We start from the raw sequence: 15,711 nt of genomic DNA on the forward strand, positions 1-15,711 counted from the left end.
TCTTTTGCATGCCGTTTATGTAACAGCACGCGTGAGCACTCGTTATTAGTGCCCCTTTGTCAGACGCAACGGGGCCGCGTAAGTTCCCGCACGTATCGTAAAAAAGCCTTAGCTGGACGGTGTTTCTGGTCGTGGCCAGAAGACAATACCTTCATGCTTGGCCATATTATCCGGCTCAACATGAATATGAACCAGTGTGTTGCCCATCTGGCGGCGCAGGCCGTGCTCTATACGGTCACAGATATCATGCGCCTCCGTCACCGTCATGGCGCCGGGTACAATCAGGTGAAAGTCCAGAAATGTCATGGCGCCCACAATGCGGGTCCGGATATCGTGGGCCTCAATGGCACCACGCCCGTTGTCGGCAATAATATCCCTGATCTGGTCTATGGTTTCCGCATCGGGTGCCTGATCCATCAGGCCAGCAATAGAGTCCCGCATAACACCCCAGCCAACCCGCAACACGTTCAGGGCAATCAGCCCTGCCAGCACGGCATCCAGTCTGGCCCAGCCTGTAAGCGGAATAAGCACCATGCCCACCACTAGCCCTGCACCCGTCCAGACGTCCGAGAGCACATGCTGCCCGCCTGCCACCAAAGCAGGGGAGCGGCGGGCACGGCCTGCCTGTAACATGGTCAGGCCCCATAACAGGTTGAGGGCCGTGGCCGCGCCATTAAGGGCAATACCCATGTAGGGAGCCAGTGTTTGGTGAGGGTGCAGCCAGCCTTCCACGGCTTCCCGCGCAATGACAAAGGCTGTCACCAGAACCAGTGCGCCTTCCGCCACGGCAGAAAGATATTCGGCTTTGTAGTGGCCGTAGGTGTGGTTGTGGTCTGCGGGGCGCTCTGCAACGCTCAAAGCCCATAACCCACCAAGAGCGGACACAACGTTAATGATGGTCTCAATGGCATCAGAATAAAGCGCAATACTCCCACTGCTGACCCACGCGGCATATTTCAGCCCAAGGGCCACAAGGCTGACCAGCAGGCTGCAAACAGCAATGCCTTTGTTGGTTTTGGGGAGCGGCAGCGACAAAACGGACAAACCCTCGTGTCAGGGGGAGAACAGGGCAGCCCATGGTTGGGCTGCCGGACAAAACATCAGGCGCGGATGTATCAGACTGAGTGAGGGTCTGTCAGGGGACAGTCTGACACATAAAGCGCATCTTCAATCTGAATTGTGGGGTGCTGGATGCCAAATTCAGTCCGCAGCCCATCCGTTGCACGGTGCAGGAGGGAGAGGGAAGGCACAGGCGCCTTCTCTAAAGGCAAGGCAGGCGCATGCACCAGATGGACGGTCAACGCTGTCTCAGTCGTGCTCAAGGCCCAAATATGCAGGTCATGCAGGTCTGCAACGCCGGGCAGTGCGCGCAGATACGCCTCCACTTTGGCGTAACTGACAGAGCGCGGCACGGCATCAAGCGAGAGGTCGAGTGAATCCCGCAGCAGGCCCCATGTTGTCAGAACCACCAAGAGGGAAATGGCAAGGCTGATGGCAGGGTCTATCCATGTCAGGCCGGTCAGCAGTACCAGCCCTCCGGCAATCACCACAGCTAAGGATGTCACTGCGTCTGAGACCATATGCAAAAACGCCCCACGGATATTGAGGTCGTTTTTCTGGCCAGAAGCAAAAAGCAGCGCCGTCCCGCCGTTAACCAGAATACCTACGCCCGCAACAATCATGACGGTTTTGCCCGCCACGGGCGTAGGGTCAAACAGCCGTCCGATGGATTCCCAAGCAACCCCTCCAGTAACAACCAGCAGAATGACCGCATTGGACAGAGCCGCCAGAATGGAGGAACGCCGTAACCCATAAGTAAACCGGGTGGATGGTGAGCGTTTGGAGAGCACTTCCGCCAGCCATGCGGCAGCAAGTGCAAGCACGTCAGACAGGTTGTGCCCGGCATCAGCCAGCAATGCGAGAGAGTTTGAGAGCACCCCCCACACGGCCTCGGCAGCCAGATACACAACATTCAGCGTAATGCCGATGGCAAAGGCTTTGCCGAAGGAGGCTGGCGCATGGACATGGTGATGCCCGAATCCGTGCGCATGGTCGTGTCCGTCATGCGCGTGATCATGGTTGTGGTCGTGGTCATGACCGTGGTCATCAGTGTGGGAGCACGAAGCCGTCTGGCCATGAACGTGTGGCGCATCGTGCGTGTGGCCGCCACAGTTTACAGGGTCCGAACCGTGGGAATGGGCGTGCTGTGGGGGTGTGTCGGCCATAAAATCCTGCCTGCTAAAGGGCTGATGTGCCGCTGTGCCGTTGCGCTTAAGTGCTGTCCGGCATAGGGAAGCCCGGTCTTTCCCGTTATTTTGTCCTGTCTATCACATCTGATAAAGGTCGCGCCATGCTCAGACTGACCGAACTGCGGCTCCCGCTTGATCACGCCCCCAAGGACCTGGAGGCGGCTGTTTATGAACGCCTGTCTCTGGCACCCGGAGCGCTTGAGCAGTTCAGCGTTTTTCGGCGCGGGCATGACGCCCGGCGGCGCAGTGCTATCAAGCTGGTCTATACACTGGATTGCGTGGTGAAGGACGAGGCTGAGGTGCTGGCCCGCTATCGTGCGGAACACCCTGAGGATGTGCACGTCAACCCTACGCCAGACATGGTGTGGCAGCCCCCTATAGCAAATGGTGCCGCATTGGCGGGCAGGCCGGGTTATAAACGCCCTGTGGTAATAGGGGCCGGGCCGTGCGGGTTTATGGCGGCCCTTATGCTAGCCCGCATGGGGCTGCGGCCGCTTCTGCTGGAGCGGGGCAAGGTGGTGCGTGAGCGGACAGTGGATACGTTTGCCCTGTGGCGGAAGTCTGAACTGACCCCGGAAAGCAATGTCCAGTTTGGCGAGGGCGGAGCTGGCACGTTCTCTGATGGCAAGCTGTATAGCCAAGTGCGCGACCCGCGTTTTCTGGGTCGGCAGGTGCTCAGGGAGTTTGTGGCAGCAGGCGCACCGGAAGAAATTCTCTATCTGGCGCATCCGCATATCGGCACTTTCCGGCTTGTGTCCATGGTGGAACATATTCGTGCGGAAATTGAAGCCGCCGGAGGGGAATACCGCTTTGGTACGCGCGTTGACGGGCTGGAACTGGAAGATGGCACCCGCCGCCTGAAAGGGGTTAGGACCGCAACAGGCGAGCTGATTGAAGCTGACCATGTTGTACTGGCTGTAGGCCACAGCGCGCGGGATACATTTACCATGCTGCACGAAAGCGGCGTAGAGATGCAGGCCAAACCCTTTTCCATCGGGGTGCGAATTGAGCACCCTCAATCCGTTATCGACACGGCGCAGTTTGGCCCTAGTGCGGGCAATGACCTGCTGGGTGCTGCGGAATACAGGCTGGTGCACCATGCCAGCAACGGGCGGGGCGTGTATTCCTTCTGCATGTGCCCGGGCGGGACCGTTGTTGCGGCCACGTCCGAGGTCGGGCAGGTGGTGACGAATGGCATGAGCCAGTATTCCCGTGCGGAGCGCAATGCCAACTCTGGCATGGTGGTGGACCTACGCCCCGGTGAGGACTACCCGAACGACCCTCTGGCAGGCATTGCGTTCCAGCGGCATTGGGAGCGTCAGGCCTTTATTGCCGGTGGTGGGGATTATCGCGCCCCGGCGCAGCGGGTGGGGGATTTTCTGGCGGGTCGGCCGTCCACAACGCTCGGGGCTGTTGTGCCGTCCTACAAACCGGGCGTGACACCTACGGACCTTTCCACCTGCCTGCCAGATTTTGCAGTTGAAGCCCTGCGGGAAGCGCTCCCGCGTTTTGACCGCAAGCTGAGAGGTTTTGCGATGGAAGATGCCGTGATGACCGGCGTTGAAACGCGTACATCCTCACCTCTCCGTCTGCCACGTGGCGCGGATGGCCAGTCCCTCAACACACCTGGTCTGTACCCTGCTGGTGAAGGGGCAGGATATGCCGGGGGTATTTTATCCGCCGGCATAGACGGCCTGCGTATTGCGGAGGCCGTGGCCCTGAGCATGGCGGGCCAGCCTGTGGAAGGACTGGGGCTTTAAACCATCAGGCTGGTTGTGTGGCCACAAACTCTTCTACAATCTGGGCAAAACGTGCCGGGGCATCTGCATGAACCCAGTGCCCTGCACCGCCCACGGTCTCCAGCATATAATGAGGAAACAGGGTGCGCATGGCGGCATAATTGCGGGCCTGAATATAGGGGGACAGTTCCCCTTTAATAAACAGCGTAGGCCCGTTATAGGCTGTCCCGGCAGGGAGTTCCGGCCAGTCCATGATGGCAGGCAGAGCCTGCATGATCTGGTGCAGGCCTATGGCCCAGCCGGGATGCTCCCCTAAGGTCATGTTCTGCACCATCATGAGCCGCACCGCCTCGTTGGGAATAACGGGGCGTAGCAGAGCATCTGCACTTTTACGGTCAAGCTCTGCCGGGAACGCCAGGTTTTCCAGATCAGGGGGAACATCCATGCGGGTAAAGCCACCTTCTGCCGGGGCAATGTCCGCTACAATCAGACGCACTACCTGCTCGGGGTGACGCAGGGCGAGCATCATGGCGGTTTTGCCGCCCATGGAGTGCCCGAGCACAATGGCAGGGTCAGATGTATAATGCGCTAAAGTTTCCCGTACATCATCGGCCATCGCATCATAGCTCATCGGCCCGTGCGGGCTGTCACCGTGATTACGCAGATCCATTGCAAAAGTACGGTGCGTTGTAGCCAGGCGGCGTTGCACAAAACCCAAATTACGCGCCCGGCCAAACAACCCGTGCAGAAGCACAATGGGGGGGAGAGCAGTGTTGGCAGGGGTCTCAGGGCCTCGTTCAATCACGTTAAGCAGCACAGCCAGTCTGGTCCTTTTTGATACGGCAGGCTGCAACAGTACAACCCTCAGCCCATAATTTTACGCGCAAGCTCCCTAAAAGCGAAGGGTGCCGGGCCACGTTTTTCTTCACCTTCCAGCGAGAGCAGGTGTTCAGGAATAAGCAACTTCACGCGGCGTCAGGAGTTCAAGGTTAAGCAAATGGCTTGGCCTATCGGGTATGCAAGTGGAAAGAAGGAAGGGAGATCATGAAGCGCTGCCTTGTTCTTTTGCAAGAGCCCGAGCAGGCTCATGCGGTGTTGGCAACAACAGCTTACCTCGTCTCAACACTGGACTTACAGGCCGTGGAGGTTATGGCACTGCGTCCACCAGTAACCGAAGCCGCTCAAGCAGTCGCCCCTGAAACAGCTTTTCTTTACGAAGAGCAGCAGCGTAGCCGTGTTGCCGCGTTGCATGCCTGCTTCTGTTTATGGTTACAAACAGAGTATCAGCACGACCAGACACAGTTTGAGGCGATATCCGTCACGTGGCATGACGGTGATGGAACTGCGGCGGATAGTCTGCAACAGAGTGCACAGAGCGCTGATCTCATTATTGCAGTCATGCCGCGCGGGCCTGTACACATGGCAGAGAGGAGCGATCTGACCTCTCTGGTTTTTCAGGCTGCGTGCCCGGTTTTGTTGGTGCCTGAGGACTGGGAAGGGGCCTGCGGACGGTCTGTACTGGTAGTATGGGCAGAAGGTGTTGCTGCTGATGGGTTGATAAAGGCCAGCGTACCATTTTTGAAAACAGCACAGCGTATCAGTAGCCTTTTAGCCGTTGAGGAAAATCTCCCTGCCGGACTTGAGGAAGCAACAACAACACGCGTTCCTTTGCCTCTTTCAGAGCAGAATGCAGGGTCTGTTATTGCTGTGGAAGCACAAAAACAGCTTGTGGATCTGGTCGTGTTTGGTCTGAATGCAGCCCAGCAGGACGGTAGCGCGACTATCATGGCTGAAGTTGTAGCCCATGCCACCACGCCACTTTTACTATGGAGAGATGGCTAGCCTAATGCGGCAGAGCTATGCGTGTTATAACTACCAGAGTTGGTGCCACTTCAAGGCATATAGTGCGGTGTTTGTAAAAATCGTTGTCCTGAAAGGACATAGCAACATTAAATAAATATTTAAAATGCGACTTATTTGCGTTTTCATCCTACATAATAAAAATCGATATTGAGAATTATTATTAATAATGAATAAAAGGCGCATATTTCTATTTTAACAGGTGCAGTATTATGCGTGTTTCTCGTGTTCGTGGGGTTCTTCATCCCACGCCTTTGGCTGTGGGTCTGGCTCTGGGGTGCTCTGTAGCCCCTGCGTTCGCGGAGGAGCAGGCGTCTGGGCATTATCATGACGACCACACACACCGGCACCATGCGCCTGTAAAAAAAGCAGCCCCTCCGGCACAGCAGGCCCCCGTTGTGCCGACAGGCACCACGGCTGCCACGCTTAGCAATGCAAAGGGCCACGGGCCTGATCATGTCGCTCATGAAAATGGGGCGGAAACGGAGGAGTGGACAGTTGTTGCCTCCCCCATGAACACGCTCCGCACCCCCATCGGGCTGAGCCGTATGCCGCAGGATGTATTGCATACGCCACAAACCATAGACGTGGTGCCTCAACTGCTCATGCAGCAGCAGAACGTTAAGTCACTTGATGAAGCCTTGAAGAACGTGCCGGGTATCACAGCCTCGGTCGGTGAAGGTGAGGGTGGTATGTCCGGGGATCAGTTTTTGATCCGGGGCTTTGCCGCACAAAATGATATTTACGAAAATGGCTTGCGTGACTTTGGTGTTTATTCACGCGACAGTTTTGATTATGACCACGTAACTGTTATTAAAGGGCCATCTTCCCAAATTTTCGGGAACGGGACAACAGGTGGTGCCATCAACATCACCACCAAAACGCCTACTGCTGGTAACCATATCAATGCCAGTTTTTCTGGCGGTAGCGGGTCTTATTACCGTGGTACGCTGGATGTTAACCGCAAAATTACAGATACCATTGCCGTACGCCTGACTGGCATGGGCAATGAAAGTAATATGGTAGGGCGAGACCAGCTTTATTCACACCGTTGGGGTATTGCGCCGTCCATTATTTTTGGTCTTGGTAAAAAACTCAATTATACAATCGAATATTTCCACCAGACCGATAATCGCATTCCGGACTACGGTGTGCCTGTTGTAACCAAACCCGGTACAGCCTATGGCAAGCCTGTTACGGAATATGGCGTTAAACGGACCAACTGGTACGGCACCACGTTTGATCAGGAACAATCCAATGTGGATATGCTGACCGGCCGCCTACAGTGGGAAATAAACCCGCATATTACCCTTTATAATGATACGCGCGGTGGCCTTTATAGCCGGTATTTTTCTGCTTCTCAGGAAGGTTGTAACGCGGCCTGCACCAGTGCATTCTTTTCCAGCCACCCGGAAACAGCCAAAATATCGCGTATTGGTGGTGTAGGTGGCCCTAACCCGTACCAGCAGGATGACTGGTCTGTACAAAATGTGGCGTCTGCGGTTGCCAATTTTACGACCGGAACCATTAAGCACCAGATGATAGGCGGGGTGGATATTGAGCATATTTACGACCGCCGCCGTAACTACGCCTATAACAACCCGGCCAGCCGCCAATATACCAGCCTGTTAAACCCCAACCCTTACGTGCCGGGGCTGGATGTTGGTGTCGGGTCTTTGCATCCCGGAAACATTGTGAATATTCCCAATGGTGTCGGCCGCAAGGAGTGGAAAACCAGCGCAGCGACAGATGTCGGGGCATTTTTCTCAGAGCAGGCATGGCTGGCTCCTTGGTTTTCAGTCAAGGCGGGTTTTCGCTGGGACCACTGGAGCAGCAATTACGCCGCAACAGGCGGTGTGGCCAGCACGGCAGATACCCGGTTGGGCCAGAAGCAGGATACCTTCAACCCCAATGTCAGCCTGATGTACACACCAAACGACCACAGCATGGTGTATTTCAACTGGGCTGAGTCTACTACGCCGCTGGGTTTATACGTCACGAATAGTTCTGAGCCTCTGTCACCCAAAAACTCAAAATTTGAGCCCGAACGCAGCAGACTATACGAAATTGGCGCAAAATACTCAGCGTTTCATGATCGTATTGGCTTTACCGCCTCCGTATTCCGTCTGGAAAAAGGCAACTCGCTTCTGACCGACCCGGGCAATGGTACTGTGACATCATCTGGCGATACACAGCGCAACCAAGGTCTGGAACTGAGTGTTTCCGGTCAGATTTTGAAAAACTGGACCATGATTGCCACCTACGCACGCTACGACAGCAAGACAACAGGCGGTACGCTTGCGGATATTGGCAAGCAGATACAGTTTGTACCGCGCAATCAGGCCACGGTCTGGAGCACTTATGAAGTGGCGCCCAAAACTCCGTACAATTTGACGGTAGGTGGTGGCCTGACATGGCGTGAAGGCGTGTTTCTTGACACGGCCAATACAGCCAAGGTGCCTGCTAACGTAGAGTTTGATGCCGTTGTGTCTCATCAGTTCGGGCCGCGTTGGAAAGTGGCCATGAATGGTTACAACCTTGCAAACCGCCTGAACTACGGCAACTTGTTCAGTAACCGTGTGACACCCTCTGTAGGCCGCGCGTTCCTGTTCAATCTTTCTGCTAGCTACTAAACTATAGCGGAGAGTGTGTGCTGGGGAGTTTTGTCTCCCCGGCACCAATTTTATATTTCCACAATATTATAAAACAAAATCATAATTCTCTTTCTGGTATTACCACTGGTATGGGCGCATTTTTGTGCCTGATAATTTGATCATCCTGCGTTTGATTGGCATACAGACAAGTGTCGTCTTGAAGTGATCCTTTCAATCATCAGGAATTAGGTATGGAAACCCACGTTAACTCTTTATGGAACCAGTTGAACGGCTGGCTGCCCACCGTTCTTGCCTATGTTGGGCAAGTTGTCCTTGCCATCATTGTGTTGCTTATCGGCTGGACCATTATCAACATGGTTATCCGTGCGCTGGATCGTATGATGGCAGCCAGCCATCTGGAACCAACACTGCGCGGTTTTCTGTTAAGCGTTGCAGGGCTGCTGTTGAAGGCGCTGCTGCTCATCAGCGTTGCCTCTATGGTTGGTATTGCCACCACGTCCTTCGTGGCGGTTCTGGGTGCTGCTGGCTTGGCTGTGGGTATGGCGTTGCAGGGCAGCTTGGCCAACTTTGCTGGCGGTGTGCTCATCCTGCTGTTCCGGCCATTCAAGGTGGGGGATTCCATTACTGCCAGCGGGAGCACCGGTACAGTAGTTGCCATTGAAATGTTTCGTACCGTTCTATGTGACGCCAGCAACAAATTCATTTATGTGCCAAATGGCACACTCTCAAACAATGTGCTGGTCAATTCGTCTCAGGCAGATAGCATCGCGGCGTCTGTTACAGTCTTGATTGATTATAATGACGATATTGATAAAGCCCGCGCCCTTATTCTGGACTTGGTGCAGGATGATGCGCTGGTTCTTAAAACACCCGCTCCGTCCGTAACGTTCCTGCCGCAGCCAGCCAACGTGGCAGTGTCACTCAGTTTCTGGTGCGCTCCTGGAAATGCCACGTCGTTGGTTGGTAAATATTCTGAAGCCGCTATCAAGGTTCTTAAAAAAGAAGGCTACCGCTTGGGCGTAAGTACACGCACCGCAGCGTAGTAGTCTTGCACAATGGCTTTGGTGCCATAGGCAAACGGGAAGGGGCAGGCTGTTACAAAGCCTGCCCTTTTTTGTTTAGGAGTGCTCCGGTTCCGCTTTGAGAATTGTGCGGCAGAACCACACACAGATAGCGCAAAAAACAGCCAGCCCCGCCACAGCGGAAACAGGCGCAGGCACCCATGCTCCCAAGGAGAGCGCATCCTCTTTGCTCAGAGCACCTGAGAGGACAGCCAGAGCCACCCCTGTCAGGCTCTCGCCAACAATGAAGCCGGATGCCAGCATGGTGGCAATACTGGCATCATGCTCCGGTGCAGCGGCGGGCATGGTGCTATCCGGCGCAAAAGAGGAGATACGGCGGCGGTTCAAACGGCGTTTAAGCAGCCAACCCAGAATAGCCCCTACCGCCAGCGTAACACTTACGGATGGGGGGAGGTAAATGCCTACTGCAACCCCTAGAGGAGGCAGAGCCAGAGCCCGGCGGCGTAGCAGCAGGTCCACCGCCACAAGCACAGCACCAAGCGCCATCCCGATGGAAAGCATGGACCAGTCGAGAGATTGCGTGAAAATGCCTTTGGCGATCATGGCAATCAGGGCTGGTTGCGGGGCTGAGAGGGCGTGTGCCGGGTCCATTCCGGGGCGGGGCATGGCCCCGGCAAACCCGTAAGCCTGATACAAAATATTGAGCACAGGCGGAATGACCGCGGCCCCTACAACGCAGCCGGCAATCAGGGCCACCTGCTGCTTCCAGGGGGACGCTCCAACAAGTTGGCCCGTTTTAAGGTCTTGCAGGTTATCGTTGGAAATTGCGGCTGTAGCAGTAATGGCGGAGAGCAGCAGGATGGTAAAGCCCGTTGCCAGAGCGTGACCATTGGCCATCATTTCAGCAGGCATCAAGCCACAGGCTTCAAGGCCCAGAATCATCATGGCAGACAACACGGCTGCAATAATGACAATGCCGGAAATAGGAGAGGAGGATGAGCCGACAATGCCAGCCATGTAACCACAGGCTGCGGCCATGACAAAACCAAACACCACACAGAAAATAACGGCAGCCGTAACAACAGGCCAGATGCCGTGGGCGACCGGAGCCAGAAAAGCTGCGAACAACCCACCAAGCAGCACAACCGTTACAGCCAGCAAAGCGCCCAGTGTACGGGGGCCAAGGTCTTTATCCTGTTCGATAACAGTTGTAGTGCGCTGCGCGTGCATCATGGAGCGTAGCCCACGCGCAACCGGCCCCATGAGCTCAATCAACGTCCAGATGGAGGCCATGGCAATAGCACCAGCACCTACAAAGCGGACCTTATGCAGCCAGACGGACTGGGCAAAAGCGGCAGCGGTTAAATGGTCTGTATTGGGTGTGTGAACAGTAAGCCACGGGACCCCAAACCCCCACGCCACTACGCACCCTACCAGCATGGCCAGCCCTCCGGCCAACCCGACCAGATACCCCGCCCCGATCAGAGCCAGAGAAAGCCCCCCGGAGGCCTGAAATACTGCACTACCAACGCTGGTTGTCACTGATACACTGTCTGACAGCAGGCGCAGGCCATTGCTGGCAAAGGTGAACAGCGTGGCCACGACCCCGCCACTTATTAAGGCGGATAGGCTTTTGCTATTCCCTTCTTCCGCTCCGGCTCGCAGAATTTCTGCCGCGGCAACGCCTTCGGGGTAGGGGAGAGCGCTTTCTGTCACCAAAGCGCGGCGTAGGGGGATGGTGAATAGAACCCCCGCAATACCCCCGGCAAGGGACAAGCCAGCCGTCTGCCAGAAGGGGAAGTTACTCCATAGCCCGGCCATAACCAGACCGGGGAAGGTGGCAAACACGCAGGACAGGGTGCCAGCGGCTGACGCCTGACTTTGCACCATATTGTTTTCCAGAATGGAGCCGTTGCCCAACGCCCGCAGCACCGCCATGGAAATAACCGCAGCAGGGATGGAGGAGGCAAATGTCAGGCCGATACGAAGGCCAAGATAGACATTGGATGCCGTGAACACGACAGTAATAAGCGCCCCAAGAATAAGGCCGCGTACGGTCAGTTCTCTTGGGGTCAGGGGGTGCGCCATAGGCGGGCCTCGTGAAAAAGCTGGTGTCATCAGAAAAATGCCCTGCCAAACGCAGGGGGCGTTCTTCCTCGATAGAACGTGAGCGCCCGTTTGTCGCCCTGAAAAGAACCGTTTGTGGAATGAAAAAAGGGGCAAAGGCGCTTTGGCCTCTGCCCCTCATGTATTGCAAGCTGTCTTAGAATGTTAGTTCAAGGTTGCTCTGCACATAGGCGCCGGATGATGCGCCCGCCTTGACCATGGCTTTGGAGGCAAAGATATATTCTCCGTCCAAGCTGAAAGTTACATGGCGTGTGGCGCGCCACGTAAAGCTGGCCTGCGGCATGGTGGCTGTGTACCCGCCGCTGGGGCGGAAGCGGTAAGCAGCAGTTGAGTTTGCGTAAATGGCATCATTGGTGGAGCTACGCCACACCACAGGTACCTTCATCAGCAGGGTCGTGTTGCGGCTTGTGGCCACTGTGGCAATGGGGCCTACGTCAATCAGGTTGGCGTTGCCAATATAGGTGCTCATATCAAGATAGTAGGCGCTGGGCACAAACGGGCTGAGAAAGCTGTTCCATGTGCTGTTTGGCCCTTTATGGGTATTGCCACCGGAAATGTCATCTGCCTGTATGCCAATGGCCGGACGCCCCCACCATTTGGCAAACCGCCAGGAGATTTGAGCATTGAGAGAGTAGGCAGAGACCGCGCGCGTGGGGGAGGCTTGCTTGGCAGGTCTGAACTCACCACCCTGCCACATGCCGCCAAGCGAAAATTCAATGGGGCCAGCGTTACCCCAGATGCGGCTTCCGGGCGTGTCACGCCGTGTGGAGCCAGCAATGGTGCCGGTGGCGGAGGTAATTGGGCTGCTGGCCAGCAGATAGCCCATGTAGAACGTATCCACAAAAATCTGGCTACTGCGGCCCATCAGCTTGAATTCCGGCACAGCGTAGGACGTATAGGCCCCGTACCAGCGTGTGCGGTAGCCAACCTGATCGTGGAACGCAGTGGTGGGCGCATTGTTGGTAAGCGTCAGGTCAAACAGATCTACGCGGAAGCGCTTCCAGAAAGCGTAGCCACGAACGCCGTTCCAGGAATAAGGAACAGCAGGATACACTGAACCTGCGGTAATATAGGGCGGTGCATCCAGAAACGTCATGCGCCCGACCATCACGCCCATATTGGCGTTAAGTACGTGGCCTTTCACTTCAACAAAGGCCTGCTGTGCATCCAGCTTGCTGCGCCAGCGGCCGCCCGCATAGCCATAATAGTTTGTGCCGCCTGCCTGTGCGCTCAGCAGTTCCCCATAAAGCCGCACATGCTCACCCAAATGCAGGTCTGCCCCGGCGTTCCAGCGCATGTTCTGGCGGTAGGCTGGAGCCGTGCGCAGTGTGCCAAACCCTGCCTTCTGGTCATAAAAATTGTGCTGACGGAAGTTGCCGCTCAGAGACAGGTAAATAGATCCGCTCTGGTTGAGCGGAATGTATTTTAGTGGGGCCATCCAGTCTATGCGGTTCCGCTTGTCGCGCAGGTTCGACCAGTCTTCCGCCCAGCGGGAGACTGCATAGTACCCAACAGTGCCAAAGCCCGCAGCGGCCCCTGTGTTGCTGTTAAACACGCCCCATGGCCCCTGATGCAGCAATGCTGAAGGTAAAGGGCTGAGTTCCAGAGACTGCGGCTGACCATAGGCTTCCGGTCGGCTGGTCAAAGGGGGCAGGAGCATGTTGTCCCAGAAACCACCTGTCCTTCTGGGCGCGGTGGCTGTTACGGGCGCAACAGGCGTTGCGCCATGCGGGTCCGGTTGACCGTTTGCTGACGCCTTATGCGTGGTGGGTGTATGCGGGTACTGCGGAAACGCTGCCAGAGGCGCTGTTTCTGCCGCAAGGGTGGTAGAGCAGCCAAGCGCGACCAAAAGGCCAACGGACCCAGCAACGAGCGGGGCTGTGAGGATGCGGGAGTATGGGAGGCAATTATGTTTCATGTGAAAAAGCTCAAAAACATCATGTCCAGAAACAAGCATAGGCTGGCCTTTATAAGAGCCTGCAACGCTTACTGACTTTTGAGGGAAAAGGCCGGAGGGCTTAGCGTGTAAGGCGCTGGCCCACGGCATGAAGCGCCCTATGGCGCGCGGAGCCGGACAGATGCAAAGGGTGCCCGCTGTGCTGAAATACAGAAGAGAGAACAGCGCTGTGGCATTGACCAAAAGAAACACACATAGAAGGCAGTCCCCTGTTGGGAGGCATAGTTAGGAGTAAACTCCGGCTATGCTTTTTGTTTTTTCTGACCTGCTGAATAGGTATGCCTGTTTTGAGCGTCTGTCATATCGCAATTGCGTGTGGCGGTTGAATTTATACAGGGACTTACTTGCTGTTCAGGATGCGCGGGGTGTTGTGCCCAGCGCATCCAGACAATGTTTGGCGCGTACTGCCAGACGCAGGTCATGCACGTCTGTGACAGCGCGTTTGACCTGTGCGCGCCACACGGCGTTCATGCCCACAGGCTTGCAAATAGTATCCGTACTAAGCGGCATACCCTTGTCCTCCGTTGTTGCTGCAAGAACAGTGGCCGGGTGGCGGGGCAGGGTTGTGCGCATGGCCTGTTGCAGGGAGCGTGCTGTGCCGGGGTCAGCTAGCGGCATAAGCTCAGGCACTACTCGGGCTGCGTCAGGCTGGCCAGATGTTACGGCCTGCCGAACTTCCGACCATTTATGATCATGGCTGAGCGTTTCAGCCGTCTGCCGTGCGCCATCGCTCTCAATCATTTGTAACAGATGCTGTGAAGACGATTCTGCTGGTGCCCGCTCTATCGGGGGGGCGGTATGCGTGCTCAGGGACAGCAAAGGCGCACCGATAGCCCCGCCAATCAGCAGGAAAAGGACTGAGGTTCTGGCAAGGCGCATAATGTCAGGCTCCTTTTTCAACAAAAATGGTCTGGTGGGATGCTGGTGAGTACCGGTTTGCCCCCTACAGGCCATCTGAAGTCCGCAGTTTGGTCTTGCAACGTGGTAGGAACGCCAGCAGGCCGGAAAAAAATGGCGCAGTGAAGGCAGCAACACGGAAAGGTTGCGGCCAAGGGGAGGGGTGTCCTATAGCGGGCGCATTAAGTCATGTCTTTGGGGTGACCGCCTGCTCGTTCAGTGCCGTCACTCTTGGGGCAGACTTGTTTTAACCCACACCTTTCGAGGATTGAGTCTCCATGAGCGGCAGCACCCCTTCTCCTTCCGAAATTGCGCGTTTGCAGGTGTCTTTGCGCCGTCTGCTGGGCTCTCCCGGCCTTACCGTTAACCCACCACCGCGCGCAGGCATGTCTGTTGAACTCGCTGTAAATGGTGAGGTCATTGGCACCATTCACCGTGATGATGATGAGGGCGAAGTGTCCTACGCCATCAACATGGTGCTGTTGGAAGAAGACCTTCCCGCAGAAAAATAAGGGGTAGGCAAGGCCTTTGGGCCTTCAACCCAATAAAAAAGGCGGCCCGGTTTTTCTACCGGTGCCGCCTTTTTTTATGCGGTTAGACCTTTAGTCCCTCAGGCGTTGGAAGGCGATGCAGAGGCCGTAAGGGTTGGCGTACGCTGTGTGGGGAATTCCACTTTGGTAACTTTCCAACGCCAGTTCTCAATACGCATTTCAACTTTCAGCGGTGTCTCGTTCTGGTGGCCCGGGAGTGGCACCTGCACTTCAAACTGGTCCAGCCGCGCAAACCGGAAGGAGGCGTGGCTGATGAGGCTGGAAAGCGCCGATGTGTCATGCGTGGTCTGGTTTACGGCGGGTATAGCTTCATCCACCAGCGTACCAAGGTTTGCCTGAGAGACATGTACATCCACCGCGTTGGAAACCGCTGTGGACGCGAAGGAAGAGCCGAACTCCGGCAGTTCGTCAGACGCAGGTTGGAGCAAATGCATGCCAGAGAGTGCCTGCTGCTTGATGGAAGCATCCAGCAGGCCCCAGTTAATGGCGCTGCCAAGCGCTTTCATGTCATGGGACTGAATGCTGGAGCTTATGCTCCACAGCGCCGCAAAGGGGGAGGCCAGATACAGGCCAAATGCTGCAACTGAGGCCCCAATACACACCTTACGCGCTGTCTGGCGCAAAGGCAGACCGGCAGGCCGGGCAGCGAAGTGTCCGACTGAGGTGAAGGGGCTCATAAAATGCAATCCTCTTA

Annotated in this window: 12 protein-coding genes; 5 read left to right on the plus strand and 7 right to left on the minus strand. The window is 56.0% G+C overall.

What is annotated here, in order from left to right; genetic code table 11:
- Positions 1–108 precede the first annotated feature (108 nt).
- Together ACTIDN_RS08295 and ACTIDN_RS08300 are read right to left on the minus strand one after the other, a co-directional pair.
- Entirely contained in the window at positions 109–1,035 is a 927-nt protein-coding gene (locus tag ACTIDN_RS08295; RefSeq protein WP_441376669.1) for a cation diffusion facilitator family transporter, read from the minus strand.
- 80 nt (positions 1,036–1,115) lie between these two features.
- Positions 1,116–2,225, minus strand: coding sequence for a cation diffusion facilitator family transporter (locus tag ACTIDN_RS08300; protein WP_441376670.1), 1,110 nt, complete (start codon positions 2,223–2,225; stop codon positions 1,116–1,118).
- A gap of 125 nt (positions 2,226–2,350) precedes the next feature.
- Here ACTIDN_RS08300 and ACTIDN_RS08305 point away from each other — a divergent pair, with 125 nt between their 5' ends.
- Positions 2,351–4,009: an NAD(P)/FAD-dependent oxidoreductase gene (locus ACTIDN_RS08305; RefSeq protein WP_441376671.1), complete on the plus strand. Its 1,659-nt coding sequence runs from the start codon at positions 2,351–2,353 to the stop codon at positions 4,007–4,009.
- A gap of 4 nt (positions 4,010–4,013) precedes the next feature.
- On the opposite strand, the gene ACTIDN_RS08310 is transcribed toward ACTIDN_RS08305, so the two are convergent.
- Positions 4,014–4,805 carry an alpha/beta fold hydrolase gene (locus ACTIDN_RS08310; protein ID WP_441376672.1) on the minus strand — a complete coding sequence of 264 codons (792 nt, stop codon included), beginning with the start codon at positions 4,803–4,805 and terminating at the stop codon, positions 4,014–4,016.
- A gap of 227 nt (positions 4,806–5,032) precedes the next feature.
- Here ACTIDN_RS08310 and ACTIDN_RS08315 point away from each other — a divergent pair, with 227 nt between their 5' ends.
- The 3 genes from ACTIDN_RS08315 (at position 5,033) to ACTIDN_RS08325 (ending at position 9,506) form a co-directional block, all read left to right on the plus strand.
- Positions 5,033–5,830, plus strand: coding sequence for a hypothetical protein (locus ACTIDN_RS08315; protein ID WP_441376673.1), 798 nt, complete (start codon positions 5,033–5,035; stop codon positions 5,828–5,830).
- A gap of 230 nt (positions 5,831–6,060) precedes the next feature.
- Entirely contained in the window at positions 6,061–8,481 is a 2,421-nt protein-coding gene (locus ACTIDN_RS08320) for a TonB-dependent receptor (RefSeq protein ID WP_441376674.1), read from the plus strand.
- 212 nt (positions 8,482–8,693) lie between these two features.
- The gene (locus ACTIDN_RS08325) at positions 8,694–9,506 is read left to right on the plus strand and encodes a mechanosensitive ion channel family protein (protein WP_441376675.1); all 813 of its coding nucleotides are present in this window, start codon (positions 8,694–8,696) and stop codon (positions 9,504–9,506) included.
- A gap of 75 nt (positions 9,507–9,581) precedes the next feature.
- Here ACTIDN_RS08325 and ACTIDN_RS08330 read toward each other — a convergent pair whose 3' ends face one another.
- From ACTIDN_RS08330 to ACTIDN_RS08340, 3 genes are all read right to left on the minus strand, one after another.
- Positions 9,582–11,573, minus strand: coding sequence for an OPT family oligopeptide transporter (locus ACTIDN_RS08330; protein ID WP_441376694.1), 1,992 nt, complete (start codon positions 11,571–11,573; stop codon positions 9,582–9,584).
- 175 nt (positions 11,574–11,748) lie between these two features.
- Complete coding sequence (locus ACTIDN_RS08335; RefSeq protein ID WP_441376676.1) at positions 11,749–13,530, minus strand: alginate export family protein; 1,782 nt, start codon at positions 13,528–13,530, stop codon at positions 11,749–11,751.
- A gap of 390 nt (positions 13,531–13,920) precedes the next feature.
- The gene (locus tag ACTIDN_RS08340; RefSeq protein WP_441376677.1) at positions 13,921–14,448 is read right to left on the minus strand and encodes a hypothetical protein; all 528 of its coding nucleotides are present in this window, start codon (positions 14,446–14,448) and stop codon (positions 13,921–13,923) included.
- Positions 14,449–14,744: 296 nt separating this feature from the next.
- Here ACTIDN_RS08340 and ACTIDN_RS08345 point away from each other — a divergent pair, with 296 nt between their 5' ends.
- Positions 14,745–14,978, plus strand: coding sequence for a DUF3126 family protein (locus ACTIDN_RS08345; protein WP_048837430.1), 234 nt, complete (start codon positions 14,745–14,747; stop codon positions 14,976–14,978).
- Positions 14,979–15,076: 98 nt separating this feature from the next.
- Here ACTIDN_RS08345 and ACTIDN_RS08350 read toward each other — a convergent pair whose 3' ends face one another.
- Complete coding sequence (locus tag ACTIDN_RS08350) at positions 15,077–15,694, minus strand: DUF2939 domain-containing protein (RefSeq protein WP_415507692.1); 618 nt, start codon at positions 15,692–15,694, stop codon at positions 15,077–15,079.
- Between the last annotated feature and the right edge of the window lie 17 nt (positions 15,695–15,711).

This window comes from Acetobacter sp., assembly GCF_052102375.1.
Lineage (GTDB): Bacteria > Pseudomonadota > Alphaproteobacteria > Acetobacterales > Acetobacteraceae > Acetobacter.